The 5,612-nt window shown below is 65.6% G+C and carries 8 protein-coding genes; 6 read left to right on the forward strand and 2 right to left on the reverse strand.

What is annotated here, in order from left to right; genetic code table 11:
- The 6 genes from AC1DKD_RS38330 to AC1DKD_RS38355 all read left to right on the forward strand — a co-directional run.
- A partial coding sequence (locus AC1DKD_RS38330; RefSeq protein ID WP_477144491.1) for a hypothetical protein occupies positions 1-202 on the forward strand: 202 nt, incomplete at its 5' end.
- 164 nt (positions 203-366) lie between these two features.
- On the forward strand, positions 367-1,206 hold the full coding sequence (gene phnC / locus AC1DKD_RS38335; protein ID WP_441633572.1) for a phosphonate ABC transporter ATP-binding protein: 840 nt from the start codon (positions 367-369) through the stop codon (positions 1,204-1,206).
- An 82-nt stretch (positions 1,207-1,288) separates the two neighbouring features.
- Positions 1,289-2,281 carry a phosphonate ABC transporter substrate-binding protein gene (phnD, locus tag AC1DKD_RS38340; RefSeq protein ID WP_441633574.1) on the forward strand — a complete coding sequence of 331 codons (993 nt, stop codon included), beginning with the start codon at positions 1,289-1,291 and terminating at the stop codon, positions 2,279-2,281.
- A 178-nt stretch (positions 2,282-2,459) separates the two neighbouring features.
- Positions 2,460-3,251: a phosphonate ABC transporter, permease protein PhnE gene (gene phnE, locus AC1DKD_RS38345; RefSeq protein WP_035860758.1), complete on the forward strand. Its 792-nt coding sequence runs from the start codon at positions 2,460-2,462 to the stop codon at positions 3,249-3,251.
- 61 nt (positions 3,252-3,312) lie between these two features.
- Positions 3,313-3,849: a phosphonate degradation HD-domain oxygenase gene (locus AC1DKD_RS38350; RefSeq protein WP_441633576.1), complete on the forward strand. Its 537-nt coding sequence runs from the start codon at positions 3,313-3,315 to the stop codon at positions 3,847-3,849.
- A gap of 11 nt (positions 3,850-3,860) precedes the next feature.
- Positions 3,861-4,349 carry a GNAT family N-acetyltransferase gene (locus tag AC1DKD_RS38355; protein WP_441633578.1) on the forward strand — a complete coding sequence of 163 codons (489 nt, stop codon included), beginning with the start codon at positions 3,861-3,863 and terminating at the stop codon, positions 4,347-4,349.
- Positions 4,350-4,384: 35 nt separating this feature from the next.
- On the opposite strand, the gene phnN is transcribed toward AC1DKD_RS38355, so the two are convergent.
- Complete coding sequence (gene phnN, locus AC1DKD_RS38360) at positions 4,385-5,002, reverse strand: phosphonate metabolism protein/1,5-bisphosphokinase (PRPP-forming) PhnN (protein ID WP_441633619.1); 618 nt, start codon at positions 5,000-5,002, stop codon at positions 4,385-4,387.
- Between the two features lie 35 nt (positions 5,003-5,037).
- The coding region (locus AC1DKD_RS38365; RefSeq protein ID WP_477144492.1) for a DUF1045 domain-containing protein at positions 5,038-5,612 on the reverse strand (575 nt) is incomplete at its 5' end.

The following is a 5,612-nucleotide window of genomic DNA, read 5'->3' on the forward strand; positions in this document are numbered from 1 at the left end:
GAAATCGCCATGCCTGCGATCAGTTTTTGCATCCCTTTCATTCTTCTTCCCTTTCCTTGTTATTGGTTTTGTTTCTGGTCTCTTCCGTTTGGTGCATTTTTGGAAAAGCGGGCCAGATTATAAATGCCTTACGATTAACTTCGTCTTCGCGGCGATACCCGTTTCGTGGGGTATTGGCAGGGATAATGTCTGGTTTGTGTAACATTTCGGCGGAGTCAAACCGGGCCTGAGCCCGCCCGCGTGGCAGGCCGTGCGCCGGCAAGGCGCGATGCTTATCCGGTCCGATTCGCAATTGCCTCACAACCTTCATCGTTTTGTCATCGGCACCACCCAGAATGCGCTCACTGTTGATGCAAGGAGAGTGGGATGACGCATGCGATTGAAGTGCGCGGCCTGTCCAAGTCGTTCCAGGCGGGACGCAAGGCGCTGGATAACGTTGGCCTTGCCGTTGCGCCCGGTGAGATGGTTGCCCTGCTGGGCGCCTCGGGCTCGGGCAAGTCCACTTTGCTGCGCCATGTAGCGGGCTTTGTCGCAGCCGATGCGGCTGGCGCTGGCGAGGTGCTGGTCAACGGCCGCACCATCCAGCAAGGCGGCCGGCTGGCCCCCGATGTGCGCGGCGCGCGCGCCGAGATCGGGTTTGTGTTCCAGCAGTTCAACCTGGTGGGACGCCTGCCGGTGATCACGAACGTGCTGACCGGCATGCTGCCGCGCGTTCCGCTGTGGCGCAGCCTGATTCGCTTTTTCCGTAACGAAGAGATCGACGCCGGGCTCGATGCGCTTGCCCAGGTTGGTATAGACGACTATGCGTTTCAGCGGGCCTCGACCTTGTCCGGCGGCCAGCAGCAGCGCGCGGCGATCGCCCGCACGCTGGTGCAGAACGCGCGGGTGATCCTGGCCGACGAGCCGATCGCTTCGCTGGATCCCGAATCGGCGCGGCGCGTCATGGCGTTGCTGGCGCAGATCAACCGCACGCGCAAGGTGGCGGTGGTGGTGTCGCTGCACCAGGTGGACGTGGCAATGCGCTATTGCCCGCGCGTGGTGGCGCTGCGGCATGGCAAGGTGGTCTACGACGGCCCCTCGGCGGCGCTGACGCCGGGCATGCTGCGAGACCTCTACGGCACCGAAGCCGCCGAACTGCTGCCCGAGGGCGCAGGGCTGGATGCGGCGCCTCCCGCCATGATGCCCGGCGGCCTCGCGGCAGCCTGATTTTCCCGGATTCTCTGTCAAGTTTTTTTCCGCAAGCACCCCCAACAAGGCCCTCAACAAGGCTTTACCCCGGAGTTCCCTTATGCTGCGCAGAACCCTTTTTGCCCTGATCGTCACGAGCGCCGCGGGCGCGCTCTCGTTTCCCGCTTTCGCCCAGGAGGGCAAAGTCCTCAACATGGGTTTTATCTCGACGGAGACTTCGTCCAACCTGAAATCCGCCTGGCAGCCCGTGGTCGATGACCTGAGCAAGCAACTGGGCGTACAGGTGAAGCCGTTCTTCGCTTCCGACTACGCCGGCATCATCGAAGCCATGCGTTTCAACAAAGTGCAGATCGCCTGGTTCGGCAACAAGTCCGCCATCGAGGCGGTGGACCGCGCCAACGGCGAGGTCTTCGCTTCGGTGATCGACAAGGATGGCAACCCCGGCTACTGGTCGCTGCTGATCGTCAACAAGGATAGCGACCTGAAGACGCTTGACGATGTGCTCAAGCAAGGCAAGTCGCTGAGCTATGGCGCGGGCGATCCGAACTCCACCTCCGGCACCGCCGTGCCCGGCCACTACCTGTGGGCTGCCCACAAGATCGAGCCGAAGACGTTCTTCAAGACGGTGCGCGTGAGCAATCACGAGACCAACCTGCTGTCGGTGCTGAACAAGCAGGTCGACGTGGCGGTGAACAACACCGAGAACATGGAGCGCTACCGCATCAATACGGGCAAGAACGCCTATGACCAGGTGCGCGTGCTGTGGAAGTCGCCGCTGATCCCGGCGGACCCGCTGGTCTACCGCAAGGACCTGCCGGCCGACGTCAAGGCCAAGGTCAAGACCTTCTTCGTCAACTACGGCAAGGGCACGGACGCCGCGCGCGAGAAGGAAAACCTGGCCAAGCTGACGTATCAGGGCTTCCGCGCTTCCAACGACGCGCAACTGGTGCCGATCCGCCAGATCGAGCTCGCCCGCGAAAAGACCAAGATCGAGACCGATACCACGCTGGCCGCCGCCGACAAGGAAAAACGCCTTGCCGACCTGAGCAGCAAGCTGGCTGAACTCGACAAGATCGCCGCCAGCGCGCAGTAAGCGCAAAGCAGTCCGCCGGGCGCGATCGCGCGGCCCGTCCCGATGCTTGGGGTGGGCCGCCACGTATCCGCTGCTGCTGCGTGCTGCCCTTGCTGCTTGCTACTGCCGCTTCATCRTATTTGCCGCTGTACCCACCGTTGTCTTTGTTTCCCCCATGCTGCCTTCCGTCAACACCACCATGCCTCCAGCCACTCCGTCTCGCGCCGGCCGCCCGCCGCGGGCCAGCCTGCCAGTCCTGTTCGTCTGGGCGGTGGTGCTCGCCTTGCTGGCCATGTCGTGGCAGGGCGCCGACATGCGCCCGTTCGACCTGTGGAAGGATTCCGGCAATATGGCGAAATTCGCCGCCGACTTCTTTCCGCCCAGCTTCCGCGACTGGCGCATTTACCTGGACGAGATGCTGGTGACCGTCCAGATCGCGATCTGGGGCACCTTCCTGTCCATTGTGTTTGCCGTGCCGCTGGGCCTGGCGTGTTCTTCGAACATCGTGCCCGCCTGGGTCTACCAGCCGATGCGGCGCGTGATGGATGCCTGCCGCGCCATCAACGAGATGGTGTTCGCCATGCTGTTTATCGTGGCGGTGGGGCTGGGGCCGTTCGCTGGCGTGCTGGCTCTCTGGGTGCACACCACCGGCGTGCTCGCCAAGCTCTTTTCGGAAGCGGTGGAGGCGATCGATCCGCGCCCGGTCGAAGGCGTGCGCGCCACCGGCGCCAGCGCGATCGAGGAGATTGTTTATGGCGTGATTCCCCAGGTGTTGCCGCTGTGGATCTCATACGCGCTGTACCGCTTTGAATCCAACGTGCGTTCGGCCACGGTGCTGGGCATCGTCGGCGCGGGCGGCATCGGTACCGTGCTGTGGGAGATCATCCGCAGTTTCCAGTATGCCGAGACCTGCGCGGTGATCATCATCATCGTCGGCTTTGTCACGGTCATCGATTTGCTGTCGGCGCGCATCCGCAAGGCGCTTGTGTGACGCGGGCATCAGCCTGCCTCGTATGCCAGCCACTCAAGCACGCCACCATCCCTGAATCTTCATGACGATCCTGCGCCGCATCGAAATACTCTTCTCGGGCCACGGCACCGCCTTCTACGGCGGTGAGGCCATCACGCAGACCGAGCACGCGCTGCAATGCGCGCAACTTGCCGAGCAGGCCGGCGATCCCGAATCGCTGATCGTGGCCAGCCTGCTGCACGATCTCGGCCATCTCGTGATGTCCGAGGACGGCACCACCGACATGCGGCACCAGGAGGTGGGTGCCGATCTGCTGGGGGTCGGCTTCGGGCCCGCCGTGACCGAGCCGGTGCGCCTGCACGTGGCGGCCAAGCGCTACCTGTGCGCCATCGATCCGGGCTACCAGGCAACGTTGTCGCCAGCCTCGCTGCATAGCCTCGCCTTGCAGGGCGGACCCTACGATGCGGCGCAAGCCGAAGCCTTCATCGCGCATCCGCATGGCCCGGACGCGGTGCGCCTGCGCCGCTACGACGATCTTGCCAAGGTCGTGGGCCTTGCGACGCCGCCGCTGGAGTACTACCTGCCGATGGTGTCGCGCTGCATCCGGCGCATTTCCTGAACTGCCGGCCCATGAACGCCCAAGAAGAAAGCCGGGAAGCCGGCGGCCTGGCCCTGCGCGAAGTCACCGGCACCGATACCGAACTCGTGCAGGTGGCCGCCTTGCTGTCCGAGATGGATGGCGAGGCACCGCTGCCACTGCCCCGCATGCGCGCGTTGTTTGCGCAACTGAAGGCAATGCCTGACTATCGCTGCTACCTGATGCTGGCGGCTTCCGGCGAACCGCTTGGCACGTTCTGCCTGCTGATCTTCCCGGTGCTGGCGCATGACGGGCGCAGCGAGGCTATCGTGGAAAGCGTGGTGGTGGCCCGCGCCGCGCGCGGCACCGGCGTCGGTTCGGCCATGATGCGAGCGGCCATGCGGCTGGCGGAGGAGGCGGGCGCCGCCAAGCTGGCGCTTTCGTCCAGCGCCAGGCGCCTGCAGGCCCATCAGTTCTATCGGCAGCTTGGATTCACCGAGCACGGCATCAGTTTTAGCATCGGGCTGCCGGCGTCGGCATAGCCGGGCGGCTTGCCGCGCGGCGGCGACGTCCGGGATCAGGATCGCCCGGCCACGGTCAGCCCGGCCTTCCCCCCGTGTCCACCCTCGCGTGTCAGCCGCAGCAAGGCCTGCGCCGCCGTCTCCAGCGCGCCGCTGTTGTCGATCACCGTCAGCCGGCAGCCAGCCGGCACGGCGAAGGGTTCGCCGGCACGCTGCAGGCGCCGGACGATGGCTTGCTCGTCCTCGCGGCCGCGCAGGCGCAGGCGCTCTCCCAGTACCTGCAGGCGCACGCTGATCTGTACCGCGTGCAGGGCGGGGTAGCGGGCGTGAGCGGCGGCGAGGTGTTCGCGTGATCCGTTGACGACCACGCACAGGCCTTGCGCCAGCCAGGCGTCGAGTTCGATACCAATGCCATAGCACAGGCCGTGGCTGCGCCAGTGCAGCGCGAAGCCGCGTTGCGCGGCGCACCGCTCGAACTCGGCCTGGGTGATCGCGATGCAGGCTTCGTCGGCGCTGCTGGCGCGGGTGATGTAGCGCTGTGCTATCCGTACGCGCCCATCGTCCTGCAGCTTGTCGCGCAAGACGCGCAGCAAGGAGTCTTTGCCGCTGCCGGAAGGGCCCATCAGGTAGATCAGCCGGCTTCCGCCGGCGGCTTGAGCCGGTGCCCCGGGCATGTCGGCCCGGGCGGCGGTGCCTGTTGCGTGGATGTTCATGCCGCGGTTTCCAGCAGGGCCGCGCCGGCGGCGTCGGTGATGCTGCCGTCGAAGCCGTAGTGGCGGGCCGCCATGAAGGGCGCATCCGGTGCCGGTTGCACGAACAGGCTGACATCGCGTACGGGCATCGGCGCTTGCAGGAGCGTGCCGCTGGCGGCTTGCAGCATGGCGATGGCTTCGGCTTGTTCGGCYTCGTCCAGCATGCCGGTCAGCGTGATGTGGAATATGAAGGTTTCGAATGCGTAGGGGTAGCCCCAGGCGTCGAGCATGCGCCGGGACGCCGCGCTGAGTTGCGCGGGATTGCGGCGGGCAAGTTCAGCGCTGGTGGGCGGCGCGCGGAAGTCGTCCAGTTCCCGTACAGCGGCGTCCGCCAGGGCGTGCATGCGCGCATTGGCGCTTGCGTCGCCGCCCAGGCACCAGGCCAGGAAGCCGCGCAGGTTCTGCAGGGCGAGCGGAACGGCGAAGGGCTGGCGGTCCAGGGCGAAGGCGCGCATGGCGGCGTCGAGCCCGGCTGGCGTCTGGCTGTCCGCAAGGCGGAACGGTGCCTTGAGCGTGGCATGCAGGCCATAGT

The organism is Cupriavidus sp. 05T313, assembly GCF_056396665.1.